This is a genomic window from Algoriphagus lutimaris (assembly GCF_017051705.1).
Classification (GTDB): Bacteria; Bacteroidota; Bacteroidia; order Cytophagales; family Cyclobacteriaceae; genus Algoriphagus; species Algoriphagus lutimaris.
In genome coordinates this window covers 1,684,478-1,698,603 of the sequence record NZ_JAFIDJ010000001.1, presented here as the reverse complement: position 1 = coordinate 1,698,603, position 14,126 = coordinate 1,684,478, and the positions used below count along the sequence as shown (strand labels likewise).

Below are 14,126 nucleotides of genomic sequence, written 5' to 3'. Positions count from 1 at the left end.
GGTTAATCGAATTGCCAGTAAGTTTCAAATAATCCTCTGGATTTCAAATGTTTAAATCCATGGGGATAATTTTGATTGGAATGAGGAGTCAGTATCCGGAAATGGTGGAAATAACTTTTTCCCCAATCTTCTGTGATTCCATTCTGCTCTGTTGCTCCAAATAAACTGATGCGAACATAATTCTTATCAAAATTAAGCTGGGCGATAAGGATGCTCACATATTTGAGGATGTCTGCTTTATCTTGAACTTCAAAAATATTGAACACACTTAGTTCTTGATCAGTAAATGCAGCCAAGTAGATGTACTGATCAAAAACACATACCAAGATCTCCTGTCCTATTAAATTGAACCGCTCCTTGAAAAGATAGGAGAGAAAGGAGGTGCCTCCGTGATAAAAACTTAAATCAGAAAATCTGGCTTCTAAAGATTTCTTCGCTTTCTTATTCAAATAAGAAACCAACTGGATGTTATTGCTATCCAGAGGTGATGAAAAGTAAAAATTATCCTTTTTTAAATCTCCAATAAAAGATAAGTAAGTTTCTTCTTTTCCTGGTTGAAATAACACTCCCGGAACCAGGCAAAAGTCGGGTTGATGAAGGTAGACTTTGGTCGGGAGGTCTAACTTCAATAATGGGTCATTGACTAGAAGTCCGTCTAATTTATCCCAACTAAATGTGGTATAAAAGTGTATACCAATGTTTGCTTGGTTGTTGTCCTTGGCAAAAACAGCGAGAGAATTGGGATATAAAAAAAGTGATAAGCTCGTTGTGTCTTCCACATCAAACTTATCACTTTTATATACTTTTAGAATGTTTTCCAAAATCCGTAGGGATTATTTCCAGTTACCTTCAGTTGAAGCATCAGTTCTGGAACCCACTTTAAGGGCTTTTTCGTTATTGTTTAATCTTCTTTCAGGATTGATAGGAGCAGGGTCTCTGATCTCGAATACAGCAACCTCGTAATTATTTCTTTCGATTTTGTCAGCAAAGAATTCAAATTGCTTTCCTCCTGAACCTGGAACCACTGCAAGCGCTTCTAAGTTGAAGTCTGGATATTTTCTATCATTAAACAAAGAGTCAAGTACATTGACAGAACCCAACGTGTCAAAAGTAACGGTGGTTTCTTCTTTACCGTATTCTAACAATTTAGTAGTTTCTGTTCTTTGTACTAACCAGATTTTACCTTCCTTGATAAATTGCTTCAAGGAGTCCCAGTTGTCTGCATATTTCCCATTGGCTGCCTGGTATGCTAATTCAGCATCACGTAGCATTTGGAGCTTTCCGATAATGGCAGCTTCTGTCGCTGCAATTCTCTTTTCAGTTTCCACTACATCATCTACGCCTTTCCAAAGAAGGTAACCAAGACCTAGAGCAGCTAAAAGGAAGACAAAGGATAATACTTTCGTTAGATTCATTTTGATTAAATTTTAAATCAAGGTAAGGTTGAAGGTTTTTAAAACGTGCTATTTTATGGAAATATTTCCAAAATTAAAATATCCTTTCCACAAACCTAGGTCTTCAAGTGAATTTATTCGCCAAAAGATTTGATGAAGGGAGTCCTGAGGCAGTGAACGGATATCTTCCAGGCTCATCCATGACAATTCATTTAGAATCTGGAATTCCTTACTAAGTTCGGGATCTTCTCCGAGTTTCAAAGAACCTCCTGTGGATTTTACGCTAAAAAAATGCTCCATGGCATGTAAAGGAGGGTCTAAATACTCATGAACGAACAAATATTTAGCAATTTTAACATTTAGGCCAGTCTCTTCTTCGAATTCACGAATGAGATTTTGTGCTGCATTTTCTCCATAATGCATCCCACCTCCTGGGACGGACCACAAAATCTTTCCATTTCCCATCAAATGTTTAACCATTAACAATTTATTGTCCTCGATAAGGATTCCATTTACCCGTACTCGTAAATGATTTCCAAATTTTGATTCGATTTCTTTGCTGATTTCGTCTTTTGACATTTACATTCGTTTCTATGGCTAAAGATAATCAGCACTTGCCGAAGCCTTCGGATTTATTGATCAAAAATTTTCCTTTTCCTCCCACATCAGGACAATCCAGCTTTTTTAAGAAAATGGATCAGTTTCTGTTGATGGAGCCTGAATCCAAACCCACATTTGTACTCCGGGGATATGCGGGAACGGGGAAGACATCTGTGATTTCAGCCCTGGTAAAAAGTTTGCCACGACTGAACATGAGGGCTCTGTTGCTTGCTCCTACAGGAAGAGCTGCCAAAGTCATGGGGAATTATAGTAATAGAGCTGCTTATACCATTCACAAAATCATCTATAAGCCTAAAGGAGAAGATGGGAATCTGGGAATGGGCTTTATTCTTCAGAAAAACTACTATAAAGATACCGTTTTCATCATTGACGAATCCTCCATGCTTGCTGATGATGGAGGGATGTCCGGGACCTTATTGGGGGATCTGATCCGATTTACGTTTCAAGGAACCGGGAATCGATTGATCTTGGTTGGGGATACCGCGCAATTGCCACCGGTTGGAAGTGATTATAGCCCTGCCTTAGAGTCCGGGTATTTGCTTAGGCATTTTCGTCTAGATACAGACCAAATTGAATTGACAGAGGTAATGCGTCAAAAATTGGAATCGGGTATTCTGTACAATGCGACCAACTTGAGGGATCAATTAAGAAAGGAGCAACAGGAAATACAGATTACGACTAATCGCTTCAGGGATACCTTCAAGATGACCGGAGAAAGGCTGGAAGATGGATTAAGATATGCCTATGATAAATATGGTACGGAAAACACCACCATAGTCACTAGATCTAATAAAGCAGCTGTTCAGTATAATCTGTACATCCGAAAAGTGATTCATTTTTTTGAGGATGAGATCAGTACCGGTGATTTGTTGATGATCGTGAAAAATAACTACACCTACATGGCTGATTCGGATCGGGTGAATTTCCTGGCCAATGGTGATATGGCAGAAGTGATGAAAATCAAATCCTTTGAAGAATTATATGGATTCAGGTTTGCAACCTTAGAACTTCGGCTGCTGGATTATCCAGATGAACCTCACTTTGAGGCAAAAGTACTCTTGGACACCCTGTATTCACCGAGCCCATCTTTGACCAGAGATCAATATAGAAGTCTTTACCAACAGGTTTCAGAGGATTATGCAGATGTAGCCAGCAAAGTAGAGCGACAGGAACTCATTCGAAAGGATCCTTATTTAAATGCCTTGCAGATAAAGTTTGCCTATGCCTTAACATGCCATAAGGCCCAAGGAGGGCAGTGGAAGGCGGTTTTTGTGGATCAAGGGTATCTGAAAGAAGACCAGGTTGATAAAGACTTTACCAGGTGGTTGTATACAGCTGTCACCAGAGCTACTGAGGAACTGTATTTGGTGAATTTTAATCCACTATTTTTTGTTAAATCACCGGAAAGCGAAGATTAAAGTGAGTCATTCAAGTATTTTTGGCAAGGTATTTTCAATTAAAAAAACCAATAGAAGTCAATTTCGTTGTTTGATGCTATTCGAAAAAAATAAATATTTGAAAACTATAAGATAGATTTACCATGAAAAAATTAGCCATTCTATTTAGCCTTTTTGCATTTGCTTTGGTATTCCATGCCAATGCACAAGAAGCTTCTGGAGCAGCAATTACCTTTAAGGAAAAGTCAATTGACTTTGGAGATATTACCCAAGGTGAAAAAGTGTCCCATACCTTTGAATTAACCAACACTGGAAAAGCTCCATTGATCATTTCCAATGTAGCAGCAACTTGTGGATGTACTGTTCCTAGTTGGCCTAAAGAACCAATCGCTCCAGGTAAATCTGCTGAAATTAAAGTTTCCTTTAACTCTACAGGAAAAATGGGCAAGCAAAATTCGGTAGTTAGAATTTATTCCAACGCATCTGAGCCAATTGAGAAGATTTCTTTGATCTCCAATGTGCTACCTAAGACCAAGTAATCAAAAAGCTTGATGTGATTAAAATCAATACATAGCCTCTCGGAATTCCGGGAGGCTGTTTTGTAGGATAAAAATTAGGAGTGAGCGTTTTTGGCTATTTAAACTTGTTTTGATCCTTTTTATAATTCTTCATCATCTTTCCAAAATGCTTGTCCCTTTTGCGTTTTTCCACTACTGTTGATTCGAAATGGGCTTTTTCCCGTTCCATTTTTAGGTAGTTTTCGTAGGCAGATTGATTAAGCTCTCCTTTTTCCACAGCTTTAAGGACTCTACACCCCAATTCACTAGTATGGGTGCAATCTTTGAATTTACACTCCTTAGCCAAGGTAATAATCTGTTCAAATGTTTGGTCAAGGCCTTCACGGGTATCTGTCAATCCAACTTCCCTCATTCCAGGATTATCAATCAGGATTCCTCCATTTTCTAAAATCAATAGTTCCCGATGACTGGTCACATGTTTTCCTCGGTTTGTACTGGTACTGATGGCATCCGTTTTCATGGATTGTTTACCTGAAAGAATATTGGATAAACTGGATTTGCCAACACCAGAGGATCCTAGTAAGCAATAAGTTTTGCCTTTTTGTATGACCTTTTTAATCATCTCAATACCATGAAGGCTTTCATTGCTTATAGTGAATAATTGAACATCCGGGATTCTATTCCGTACTTTTGCTACTAAGGATTGTAGGTCTGAATCCTCAATTAAATCTATTTTATTAAGAATGATCATGGGGATTACCTTGGAAGCATAGCAAATGCTAAGGTATCGTTCGATGCGATTGATGTTGAAATCCCGATCCACAGCTTGAACAATAAAGGCATAATCAATATTGGTGGCAATGATTTGCTTTTCTCCGTGTTTTCCAACTGCCTTTCGTTCTATGATTGTTTTTCTGGGAAATACAGCGTGTATCAATGCATCCTTTTCATTAAAAGGAGAAATGGCCACCCAGTCCCCAACAGCAGGGAAATTAGCCCGGCTATTGGCAGTGAATCTTAAATTGCCGATAATTTCACTGTCGTATTCCGAGTCAGCCGTTCTTACTAGGTATCGTTCCTTGTGTTCGGATATTACTCTTCCTACTAAAAAAGAATCAAGATGTTGCTCTTTTTGATAAGTAGCCAGCGATTCGGTAAATCCTAATTCTTCCAGAGTCATTTCAGTTTTTAACGTAGTCAAACGGGAGTATAAAAATTCAACAGACTAATTCCAGTAAGTAAAAGCAAATTAATTTACCAAAATCCTATAAATCTTTGGTGGGTTCAGTTTGAAGATTTTTTAAAGAAATTAGCTAAAAGTGACTAGGGATTTATTTTCCTAATTTCAATATCCTGACAGCTCCTTGCACCACCAAAACAAAAACGATGCTCCCAATAATTAAATCTGGCTTATTGGAGTTTAACCAATGCACCAAAAGTCCAGCTATAATGACTCCTAAATTGATGATGACATCATTGGAAGTGAAGATCATACTGGCTTTCATATGTGCTTCTTCCTTCCCTTTTGATTGTTGTAATAAATAGAGACATATTCCGTTTGCTACCAAAGCCAAGACAGAAATGTAAATCATGGTAGTAAAGTGGGGGAGGTTTTCTGTTCCGAAAAATCTTCTCAATACTTCCAAGAACCCGAATGCAGCCAATAGGATTTGAAAATAGCCTGCTAGCTTTGCAATTTTCTTTTTCCGCATCAGTGTTCCACCCACTGCAAAGAGGCTGATTCCATAAACAAAAGCATCGGCAAGCATATCCAGACTATCTGCCACCAAGCCCATGGATTTTGAAATTAGACCAGTGGTAAGTTCAATGAGGAAAAAGGAAAAGTTGATCGCTAGGACTGCCCAGAGTAATTTTCTCTGCTGGGTAGTTTCTTCGAAATCTAATTGCTCTATTTTTTCTGTTTTCAGCCTTTTACTACCCAAATTCAAATCCAAAATGGATCCTTCAATTTTTTCAGTCTCCCCTTGATGATAAATAGTTAATTTTCTATTAGGAATATCAAATTTCAATTGTTTAATACCTGCTAATCCATCTAGCTTCATCCGGATTAAATTTTCCTCGGAAGGACAGTCCATTTTTGGAATTTCAAAGGTTGATTTTTCCATTCAGGGGGAAGCTTTGAGTGTGGTTTATAAAAGCTACACAGAATTTGTATTAAGCCACAGTTAACCTTGATGTAAGTTTATTATTTAGTAGTTAATGATCCTTTTCTCACTATCAAAATGATTCTAGGTAGATTTCATAATGCTCGAATGTAGGGAAAAAGGAGTTTGCTATTCGGTAAAGACTTTTTAAGAATTGGGGATGGGGCATTCAGGTATCATTAATTTTAGTCATAAGCTACCTAATCCACTTTTATGATAAAGTAGTAGAATCTCTTCTTAATTTCTGAGGAAAAGGCATTCCCTAAGCTTCTTTGGGCCTTAACTATTCAAGAAGCACTCTTTTATTCAAGAAACCTTCGGAGCCCAACTTGCACATAGCATTCCTTCGGCAGCCAAATCGGGATGTTCGCAATCTGCCCGATTCATTCGTTGGCAACTATTGCAATGCATGGATTTGTTTAATTGCTGAAGAATAGAAAATTGGTCACATGTGTATTCCTCACTGACTTTTAAATCATGTGTTTTGCACATGTGGGATTCGGAAAAAGAGTTGCAGTGGTTGCAACTGGATGCGATTCGGATAGACATGGCTTTGCGATTTTAATGTCTATGAATTTACTTTAAAAATCACATAAAACCTTGGAGTACAGGGAATATGGAATTGTAATAAATAAAAATAGGGAAGGGGCTAGAAAACCTAACTGGAGGTATTCAACTTAAATCCTCGTCATAAATCATGTTTACTTTATAGACACTACTTTAACAGGAATTAAAAAATATCGCTTGGAATAAACATTCACTTACCACTTATTTTTTCATAATCCACACTGGCTTTTGCGGTGCCTTTTGGATTTGGATCTAGGTAGAGTTCATGATCTTTTAAAAGTTTGATCTTTTTTGATTCCCCTTTAAGAATGGTGATTTCATTGATGATTTTTCCGTCTTGTTGAATTCTAACCGAAAATTGCCTGTCCCCAATATTTTCAACAATTGCATAGCAATCCTGTCCTCGATAAGGATTAATCGTCGCGTCTTGACCAGGTCCTTTTCCTGTTATGATCATACTTTGGGAGGGTTTGAGCACAAAAACTGTTTGTGCAAAAACTTCATAAGTGGTGACAAAAGTCAAGCAGAGTAGTAAAAACAAGAGCTTCATGGTTTGTATTAGTTTGCAGTTGGTTTTCAACGAATAAGTAGTCAATTAGAAAAATAACCTATTGCTTTGTATACTACCTAAATTGGCTTGTTTTTGTTTTACCTAAAAAAATCTGAAAAATATTATTTGCTAACGTCCAGATATGGCACATGCCTCTGGGCTTTCAAATATCGGTAATGTTTCTTTGTTGCGTTTCACTTTCAGATAACTCAGGTGAGGCATGTGGTATATCGTTTGTTATACGGTGTTCCTCAACCCCTAGAAACAAGAGACCTACAAACATCTACTTTGACGGAACGGCTAGGTGTCGGTCAAAGTATTCGATTATCTTTCCAAATAGGTAGCGATCATAATTCTGCTCACGGCTCCATCCATGCGTCGCACCCGGAGCAAACGCAAAGTCGAAGTCTTTACCCTGTTTAATCAGTTCTTCAGCTAACACGGCCACTGTCTTGAAGGGCACCACATGGTCTTGCATACCATGGATAAACAGGAGTTTGTCCTGCAGATTTGATGCATAGTTGAGCGCTTTTCTTTCGAAGATCTCCGGGTGTGTCTGTGGGGTACGAACAATCGCAACGTCGTCCGTGCCAAAGAACATCGGGTCAACAGCCGCCGCTGCAGCAACACCCACCTGGAATAAGCCCGGCTTCATCAACAGCGAATAAACGGAGAGTGTGCCACCGTAACTGCTGCCCCAAATCCCGATGCGATCGGGATCTACATAATCCAGTGACTCCATGTAGGCAACGGCACTTGCATAATCCTCAATGTCCTGGTCCGCAAAACCCAGCAAAAACTCTTCTCGGAATGCTCGGCCATAACCGTCGCTACCTCGTGAATCCACTTGTACGATAATATATCCCTTCCTGACCAACAGCTGCTGTACGAGGCTGTAGTTACCTGCCCAGCGGTTCCTCGCTGTATTTGAATACACGGGCCCAAACAGTACGGGATACTTCTTGCCGGGCTGCATGTTAGTAGGTTTCAGAATCCTGGCATGGAGCGTGTATTCATCTACAAGACTGGGGAAACTAACGTATTCGGCAGCTGCCCAGGTTCGCTCCGTAAAGGCGGGCAAGGGCGAGTTGGTTACTCGCGTAGCGTCACCACCCTCGCTGCTTACCACATAAAGCTCGGGCGGTGATGTGTCGTTGCTGTGCATGAACACCAAGTGCCGGCCATCCGGTGAGGGGTAGCCATCGTTCCGGCCCGAAAGACCCGTCACCTGCTCTGGATCGCCACCGGACATTTTCAGGCGATACACGTGTTGTTCGTACGGATTGACACCGTTGCCTGGATAAAACAGTGCATCACCAGCAATACTTGGAACGGATAGTACATCGTAGGACGAATCTGTCAGGAGCTGCGGACGATCCCCAGACGGTGAGGCATCGATCGTGAACAGGCCGTAGCGATCACCCAAATCGCTTAAGAAAACAACCTTTTTTCCATCCGGATGCCAGGTAGACCCAAACGATGTATACATGCGGCTCTCTCGAACACCTCGCCAAATCTCGCGCAGTTGGCTTTCTCCGGGTGCAACTACAAACAACTTACGTTCAACCGCCGTGTCGGATGCGATATCCACCAGCAGCGCACCGCTTGGTGACCAGTTGAAGTCGATGACCTGGTTGGCATGCGGATCTGGCAAATCTAGGTATATAATGTTACCACTTTCTACATCGAGCAGTCCAACCCTACGAATCTCATTTGGATCGCCCGGGTAACTTCTGCGTACTACGTTGGGATTCGTTTCATCAGCGAGGTAATCCGGGAACGGTACCTTTCGCATCTCACGTCTGTCAACGATATGAAACGCAATTGTTTTGCCATCCGGGGACCATTTGTAAGTTGGCCCACTCCAGATGCCTGGACCGATTTCACGTTCCGGTCGGCTGTATCGCCCCTTCTGTAAGCTCGAGAGACTGGCGATGCCGATCTTGGTGAGCTGGCGATTCTGTTTGGAAGGGAAGTCAGCAAGCCAAAGGTCACCGTTCCGTATATATGCCGCTTGCTTGCCGTTTGGCGATATCGACAGGTTATGTGCATCTGCCTGGACGGGCATCAACTGGAGGTCTTTTCCCTGGCTCAGCGAAGTCTGCCATAAGTTGTTGCCTCGGAGGCTGACGATTGTGTTCGCGTCGGTCCATGCAATATCGCGCACTGACTCGGATGCCGTATCGGAATTAAGGCGCACTTGCTTCCCATCGCTTGTGAAGACCCAGAGGCCACGCCTAGGATTTCCTGGTTCACTCCAGGAAAAGGCAAAGTGCTTGCTGTTTGGTGCCCAAGTGGGTTGGGACGGGGTTGTTCCCGTCAATTTTGGCGTTGCGAATAGGTCATCAAGAGTGAGCTCACCTTCCTGTGCTGTTACTATTGAGGGCAACATCATCAGTAAGCCTGCCACTACCCATGTTTGCCAAAAAGAGATCTGTTGCATGTGTTTGTTTTAGTAATTGTCTAGTGAAATAATCTTATACTGCTCAAATAGCGCTCTCGCCAATGGAGCGTACGTTTTCTGAAGGTTTTCCAAGTCGGATTTTTTTGGTTTTCTCCTTACCTCTTCTCTGGAATATAACAGCTTGGAGTAAAGAAGCTTGGGGCCTTTCAGAGTACTTTTCTCTTCGTCTGTAACAAAGAAGGCCACGAAGAACGAACCTTGCGGGAACCACTGTCCGACCCATGTTTTCTTAGGTGTTGTTAGCCTCTATTATTTATTTGATTCAAGCTTTTTTATTCTATCCTTATAGTAGTCTTCGCCACTAATTTCATATGCTATTCTTGCATACTTTAAAGCGTTTTCTTTGTCTTTTTCAGATTCAAAATAATCTGCCATAGAATCATATACATTAGGACTTTTGGGATAATAGTCAATGTTCATTTTAAAGAAAGCATATGATTTTTCACTCTGACCCATCGATAATAATTGATAACCAAGTCGATTTATTACTTGTTCTTCCGGCATAACAGTATACCCAAAATGACTACTTAGTTCTTTATTTCGTTTATTAAATATGTTGAGTGCTTCGTCTACAGGCGTATCAGCGTTTTTAATTTTCATCAAATCATTTTTATTTTCTGGATACCAACTAAAGAGAAAACATAAAGCATCATAGGTTGATCTTAGAACAACACTATTATGGTCTTCATTGTCATAATACTTCCAATCAAAATTTAGTTTATTTTGATTAGTTTCACTTGCTGTCTTTGCAAAGGTCAAAATATGACGAATATGTTCTGTTGCTCTTGAGTTATCTTTTAAAACAGAAGTCGTGTCAAGATTTAAATTTAATCTTGACATCGTATTAGCAACTCCTACAAAAAGTGATTTTTGAAAAAATTGAGTGTTCTTTAAATAAGTCGAATACTCTTTTAAATAATCGTAATCGCCACCCCTCCATAGACTGGGTTCAATTGCTATATAGTTATCAAAACTAGCGGAATTTAAAAATAATGAATTTAATACAAGTAAACCCCCAATAGAATGTCCAAAAAAGGTGCGATAAGGTGTTGTAGGATATTTGCTATCTACATAAGGAAGCAATTCATTTTGAATAAACTGAGTAAATTTCTCCCCACCACCAGGTAAAGGAGAAGCCGGACTTGGATTGTGGGGTTTTGTTGGTGTTAAATCTCTTAGTCTGTTAGTATTATTATCCACTCCAATAATAATCATTTCGGGTACTTTAACCCTTTCAAGTTGCTGCAGAATTGCTCTAATTTTAAGTAGCTGTGTATCTCCATCTAAAACGATGAGAACCGGATATTTTTTGTTTTTGTCAGATGTTACACTTTCCGGTACATGTACCCAGATCTTTCTGTATTCACCTAATGTTTTTGAATATAAACTATCAACAAGCCCTATTTCAAATAAATACTGTTGGTCCTTTTTTGATTGAGAAAATAATGAATTATGAATAATCATTATTAGTGAGATTATAAGTATTATTAGCGGCTTATTAATCATATAATTTATTTTTAGTAATTGAGGCTAACGATCTTAATAAACGGTCATTTTAATACCGTTTATTTATTGTTGTGAGCTTTTTAATTCTTCCAATAAATCACGAAGGGTCACCTTTTCAGTATAAATTTTATTCTTAAAATCGGAATCGTATTTTTCCAGGATCATAGACATGTTAAAGCCAAGAGGATACCAGTATCTATCCTTAGTGATATTATAATTTAAGCTGTCTGTTGAAACCTTATAGCTATTGAACCTATCAATAATGTCCTTTTTATCTCCCTCGGTCAAAAAAGAGACGTCCGGTTTGTTTTCGGCTAAGTATCGTCTGGTGAACGAGTCAAAATAGCGTGCGTTTCCTTCAATGGTGTTTTCATAATCTTCAGCCGCTCGAATATCAACATCGTATTCTCGTTTAATTCTTTCAATCCTTAGATCACGTAGAGAGTCAAATTGCTTTAGATTCTGATTTAAGTCTGCTCCGTCAATCCAAATTGCTTTTAGTACATCATTTTCCCTTTTCACACTTTCTTTGTACCAATTAAGATCTCTGCGGTATGAACCAAGAAATTCATCTGGTCCGCCAGGTATAGAAGTGGCTCTTGCTAGCGCAAACATTTTTGGTTTTGACCATTGATAGCCATGGAACAGCTCATGTATCACCATCAAGGACCAATCCTCCAGATCATTTACACCTACTTCAGGAAACTTCTTGGAGAGTTCAAAACTTTGAAAATATAAAACCGGCTTCTTGTAATGAAGCTCAGTACTGTCCATCCCTACACTTGTCTCAAATTTAAAAGCCGTCGTGTCAGTATAACTATCTGGTAGTTGGATGACTTTTACCTCGTTAAAATTTCCGATCTCTTGATAATCGAAGTTATTGAGAATATGGTCGCTCGGATTAAGTACGTAGGTATTTTCTCTGGAATAATATACAACAGTTTGAAAAAAGTCTTGTTCTGCGAAATCAGGCCAATATTTTTTAGCAGTTTCATTTTTAACATTAAGCAAATAACGTAGATGTCTAAAGTGACTTTTGTCCATTAAGGATTTATCTGTCTCTTTATTATTTTTTGTTTCAGCACAAGAAAGTACAGTAAGTAGGATGGGTATTAATAGAAATTTTTTCATAATGTATAATTGCTCATGGTTGGTGTATAGTGCGTATCCCGCAGGGTATGCCCTATACACCTTGTCGTGTGTTGACTTTATTTATTCATGAAGTTAGTTATTTCTTTGATTGAAGCCTCTGTAGCTTCTTCTTGAACAAAATGACCACAATCAAATTCTTTCGTTTTAGAATTTGAAAGCCTTTTTTGCCATTTCTCCAAGTTGTCCATTGTAATGAATGCGTCTTCAGTTCCCCATAGAATTAGCCATTCTTTGTCTGATAAAAGGTCAAGCTGCTCCCATTGTTTCTGATACCAATCCGATGAACCGACCAACGCTTTGGCAAGATTGAGTAAAGGAATTCTGGAGTTTTTGTCTGGAAATGGATTGATGTACTGTTGATGAACTTCTTTCGATAGATTTTTCTTGTTTGCAAAGCCTTTTTTCAAAAGTACCTTCACAGAGAAATTCATATTGAGATACATAAACTTGCCAAACCAGCTGTTAGCGATCTTATTTATTTTTTCAGCATCCTTTCTTTGATCAGTAGCCCAAAACCAGGAGTTGAACAATACAACTCTTTTAATTCTTTCTGAATTTTTAATGCCCGCTGCTAATCCGATAGGGCCTCCAAAATCATGCACAATCAAAGTGATGTTTTGAAGGTCCAGTTTTTTGATGAATTCGCTAAGATTGTCCGAATGCCATTCAGGTGTTCCAGTGGCTGAGTCCGGTTTGTCAGATAAGCCAAACCCTAAGTGGTCTAAGGCAATGCAACGATTTTCTTTTGAAAGTTCTTTTATAAAATCCCTGTATAAGAATGACCATGTTGGAGTGCCGTGAACGAAGAGAATAATATCACCTTTTCCTTCATCCACATAATGCACGTTGCCTGCTTCCAATCGCAGGTATTTGTTTTCAAATGGATAAAGGGATGTGTCTACCCATGATTGGGAAAATGCTGTTGTACTCATGATGATTAAGATTAAAATGTTAATAGCCCGTTTCATTGTTTATTAATTTTAAACAAATGTCAGACACCTAACCCGGCTTATTTTTGGTATAAACCAAGATTCTAAATCTTAATCGTGTTGAACAACTTGCTGAAGTTCGTTGAGTCGATCCGCAAGTAGGAAGCCAGGTCTTTGTGAGCAACTAAACTGAACAGGTGTGGACTTCTTTGAGCAAAGGATTTAAATCGCTCATTTATATCAAATGCCATTAACTCATAGTGGCGTTGTACCATGCCGATTAATACGAGTTCAGTGGCTTTTCTAAACAGCGTTTCTATCTCCCGATATTCTTGCATTAGTTGTTGATGTTTTTCAAAAGAAATCCGAAGAAATGAACTTTCTGTAATGGTCTCTATGAAGTACTTTGATGGTGTTTGGGTAAGAAAGGATTCTGGTATTCCGCTAAACGAGGGAGGATAGGTAAAAGCAATGACGTGTTGTTTATCCTTCTTTAAATAATAGGATTTTTGAATCCCGTCTAGCACAAAATACATGTATCGTTCCGTTTCGCCTGGAGCTGTCATTATGGTTTTTCTAGGAGCCTTGTATTCAGTCCATTGAGAAATGTACTCCTCAAGAATTTTTTGATCTATTGAATGTATTTTATTTAAGAAGTCTTTCATTGTTTTTGCTTGCACACAACGGTCTTGTGTATGAAACGTAGTGTGTAAAAAGAGACTAACTTTTCGGATTAACACAGAGCCGAATTTTTATATTTTGTTTTTAATTTTTCTCTTATTTAAAAGCCAAATTAAAAATTTGTCGGGCTTTCTAAATATACGTAAACCTTTGGGTTTAACACTTATTAGCTATGCTTTATA

Annotated in this window: 14 protein-coding genes; 2 read left to right on the top strand and 12 right to left on the bottom strand. The window is 39.0% G+C overall.

Translation table 11 applies throughout. The annotated features are described in order from the left end of the window. Window positions 1-2: 2 nt before the first annotated feature. From JYB62_RS06935 to JYB62_RS06925, 3 genes are read right to left on the bottom strand one after another with little or no spacing between them, the layout of a single operon-like run. Window positions 3-821, bottom strand: coding sequence for a DUF3822 family protein (locus tag JYB62_RS06935; RefSeq protein WP_205644682.1), 819 nt, complete (start codon window positions 819-821; stop codon window positions 3-5). Between the two features lie 12 nt (window positions 822-833). Further along, window positions 834-1,415, bottom strand: coding sequence for a hypothetical protein (locus JYB62_RS06930; protein WP_205644681.1), 582 nt, complete (start codon window positions 1,413-1,415; stop codon window positions 834-836). Between the two features lie 48 nt (window positions 1,416-1,463). After that, window positions 1,464-1,973: an NUDIX domain-containing protein gene (locus JYB62_RS06925; protein ID WP_205644680.1), complete on the bottom strand. Its 510-nt coding sequence runs from the start codon at window positions 1,971-1,973 to the stop codon at window positions 1,464-1,466. 14 nt (window positions 1,974-1,987) lie between these two features. Between JYB62_RS06925 and JYB62_RS06920 the strand changes: the two genes are divergently transcribed. Both JYB62_RS06920 and JYB62_RS06915 read left to right on the top strand, forming a co-directional pair. Beyond that, the gene (locus tag JYB62_RS06920) at window positions 1,988-3,433 is read left to right on the top strand and encodes an ATP-dependent DNA helicase (protein WP_205644679.1); all 1,446 of its coding nucleotides are present in this window, start codon (window positions 1,988-1,990) and stop codon (window positions 3,431-3,433) included. Window positions 3,434-3,555: 122 nt separating this feature from the next. Then, window positions 3,556-3,951 carry a DUF1573 domain-containing protein gene (locus JYB62_RS06915; protein ID WP_205644678.1) on the top strand — a complete coding sequence of 132 codons (396 nt, stop codon included), beginning with the start codon at window positions 3,556-3,558 and terminating at the stop codon, window positions 3,949-3,951. 94 nt (window positions 3,952-4,045) lie between these two features. Here the strand turns inward: JYB62_RS06915 and rsgA are convergent, their stop codons facing one another. The 9 genes from rsgA to JYB62_RS06870 all read right to left on the bottom strand — a co-directional run bounded on the left by rsgA (window position 4,046) and on the right by JYB62_RS06870 (window position 13,928). Next, on the bottom strand, window positions 4,046-5,110 hold the full coding sequence (gene rsgA, locus JYB62_RS06910) for a ribosome small subunit-dependent GTPase A (RefSeq protein ID WP_205644677.1): 1,065 nt from the start codon (window positions 5,108-5,110) through the stop codon (window positions 4,046-4,048). Window positions 5,111-5,261: 151 nt separating this feature from the next. Continuing rightward, window positions 5,262-6,056 carry a cation transporter gene (locus tag JYB62_RS06905; RefSeq protein WP_205644676.1) on the bottom strand — a complete coding sequence of 265 codons (795 nt, stop codon included), beginning with the start codon at window positions 6,054-6,056 and terminating at the stop codon, window positions 5,262-5,264. A 345-nt stretch (window positions 6,057-6,401) separates the two neighbouring features. Then, entirely contained in the window at window positions 6,402-6,644 is a 243-nt protein-coding gene (locus tag JYB62_RS06900; protein WP_205644675.1) for a hypothetical protein, read from the bottom strand. Window positions 6,645-6,852: 208 nt separating this feature from the next. Next, window positions 6,853-7,212, bottom strand: coding sequence for a hypothetical protein (locus JYB62_RS06895; RefSeq protein ID WP_205644674.1), 360 nt, complete (start codon window positions 7,210-7,212; stop codon window positions 6,853-6,855). A 283-nt stretch (window positions 7,213-7,495) separates the two neighbouring features. Continuing rightward, window positions 7,496-9,655, bottom strand: coding sequence for a prolyl oligopeptidase family serine peptidase (locus JYB62_RS06890; protein WP_205644673.1), 2,160 nt, complete (start codon window positions 9,653-9,655; stop codon window positions 7,496-7,498). A 270-nt stretch (window positions 9,656-9,925) separates the two neighbouring features. Continuing rightward, a complete protein-coding gene (locus JYB62_RS06885) occupies window positions 9,926-11,140 on the bottom strand; it encodes an alpha/beta hydrolase-fold protein (RefSeq protein WP_205644672.1) in 1,215 nt (404 codons plus the stop codon). A gap of 105 nt (window positions 11,141-11,245) precedes the next feature. Further along, window positions 11,246-12,313, bottom strand: coding sequence for a hypothetical protein (locus tag JYB62_RS06880; protein ID WP_205644671.1), 1,068 nt, complete (start codon window positions 12,311-12,313; stop codon window positions 11,246-11,248). 77 nt (window positions 12,314-12,390) lie between these two features. Beyond that, window positions 12,391-13,266: an alpha/beta fold hydrolase gene (locus JYB62_RS06875; RefSeq protein ID WP_205644670.1), complete on the bottom strand. Its 876-nt coding sequence runs from the start codon at window positions 13,264-13,266 to the stop codon at window positions 12,391-12,393. 101 nt (window positions 13,267-13,367) lie between these two features. After that, window positions 13,368-13,928 carry a Crp/Fnr family transcriptional regulator gene (locus JYB62_RS06870; protein ID WP_205644669.1) on the bottom strand — a complete coding sequence of 187 codons (561 nt, stop codon included), beginning with the start codon at window positions 13,926-13,928 and terminating at the stop codon, window positions 13,368-13,370. Window positions 13,929-14,126: the final 198 nt, after the last annotated feature.

Excerpts from the sequence above, each read along its gene's own strand:
- JYB62_RS06885 (WP_205644672.1), bottom strand. The coding sequence starts at position 11,140 with ATGATTATTCATAATTCATTATTTTCTCAATCAAAAAAGGACCAACAG.
- JYB62_RS06895 (WP_205644674.1), bottom strand. The coding sequence starts at position 7,212 with ATGAAGCTCTTGTTTTTACTACTCTGCTTGACTTTTGTCACCACTTAT.
- JYB62_RS06915 (WP_205644678.1), top strand. The coding sequence starts at position 3,556 with ATGAAAAAATTAGCCATTCTATTTAGCCTTTTTGCATTTGCTTTGGTA.
- rsgA (WP_205644677.1), bottom strand. The coding sequence starts at position 5,110 with ATGACTCTGGAAGAATTAGGATTTACCGAATCGCTGGCTACTTATCAA.
- JYB62_RS06920 (WP_205644679.1), top strand. The coding sequence starts at position 1,988 with ATGGCTAAAGATAATCAGCACTTGCCGAAGCCTTCGGATTTATTGATC.
- JYB62_RS06930 (WP_205644681.1), bottom strand. The coding sequence starts at position 1,415 with ATGAATCTAACGAAAGTATTATCCTTTGTCTTCCTTTTAGCTGCTCTA.
- JYB62_RS06890 (WP_205644673.1), bottom strand. The coding sequence starts at position 9,655 with ATGCAACAGATCTCTTTTTGGCAAACATGGGTAGTGGCAGGCTTACTG.
- JYB62_RS06875 (WP_205644670.1), bottom strand. The coding sequence starts at position 13,266 with ATGAGTACAACAGCATTTTCCCAATCATGGGTAGACACATCCCTTTAT.
- JYB62_RS06870 (WP_205644669.1), bottom strand. The coding sequence starts at position 13,928 with ATGAAAGACTTCTTAAATAAAATACATTCAATAGATCAAAAAATTCTT.
- JYB62_RS06925 (WP_205644680.1), bottom strand. The coding sequence starts at position 1,973 with ATGTCAAAAGACGAAATCAGCAAAGAAATCGAATCAAAATTTGGAAAT.
- JYB62_RS06905 (WP_205644676.1), bottom strand. The coding sequence starts at position 6,056 with ATGGAAAAATCAACCTTTGAAATTCCAAAAATGGACTGTCCTTCCGAG.
- JYB62_RS06900 (WP_205644675.1), bottom strand. The coding sequence starts at position 6,644 with ATGTCTATCCGAATCGCATCCAGTTGCAACCACTGCAACTCTTTTTCC.
- JYB62_RS06880 (WP_205644671.1), bottom strand. The coding sequence starts at position 12,313 with ATGAAAAAATTTCTATTAATACCCATCCTACTTACTGTACTTTCTTGT.